This window comes from Psychrobacter sp. 1U2, assembly GCF_051847575.1.
Window position 1 is genome coordinate 1 of sequence record NZ_JBPYDC010000852.1, and the last position, 804, is coordinate 804.

The window sequence follows — 804 nt, forward strand, 5'->3', positions numbered from 1 at the left end:
GGTGTCACGACTTATTTTAATGAAGCGGGTTTTGATGCGACCAATACGCGCGACTTTATGGTGCGTCATAAGATTACCAACTTAGCTTCTTCACCAACGGCATTTCGCATGATGAAATCAAGCGGTGTCTTTGAAGAAATCACTGATAATAATCCTTCGACATTATCATTACGCTGTGCCAACTCAGCAGGTGAGACTTTAAATACTGAAGTAGTAAGCTGGGTGCAAAACCATTTAGGCTGCCAAGTCTGCGATCAATATGGGCAGACAGAGACCGGAATGACCTGCTGTGAACACCATGCGTTAGAACATGAATGCCCAGTCGGATCGATGGGTATGGCTCTGCCAGGACATACCCTCGTCGTGTTGGATGATGATATGCAAGTATTGCCTGATGGCGAGCAAGGCCAGCTAGCAGTTGTAGTCAGTCAATCGCCAGCGTTTTATTTCCGTGGTTATAGCTGGAACGAAAAACAGGCATTCTTTGAAGACTATTATCTGACAGGAGATGTGGTCGAGCGCCATAGTGATGGCAGCTATTGGTTCTCAGGGCGTGACGATGACATCATTACGACGGCAGGTTACCGTGTCGGTCCAACTGATGTTGAAAACACTGTATTAGAACATGAAGCTGTTGCTGAGTCGGCCGCCGTCGGTGTCCCTGATGAGGTGCGCGGACACAATATTAAGTCCTATGTGGTGCTAAAAGACGGCATCGAAGGCAGTGACGAGATTGCCCAGCAAATTAAAGACTTGGTACGTAAGCGTTTATCAACCCATGCTTATCCACGTGAGATTGAGTTT

The 804-nt window shown here is 47.0% G+C and carries 1 protein-coding gene; it reads left to right on the plus strand.

What is annotated here, in order from left to right; translation table 11 throughout:
* Positions 1-804, plus strand: an 804-nt coding sequence (locus ACS8FD_RS19125; RefSeq protein WP_439277023.1) for an AMP-binding protein, incomplete at both ends; no start/stop codon positions are given.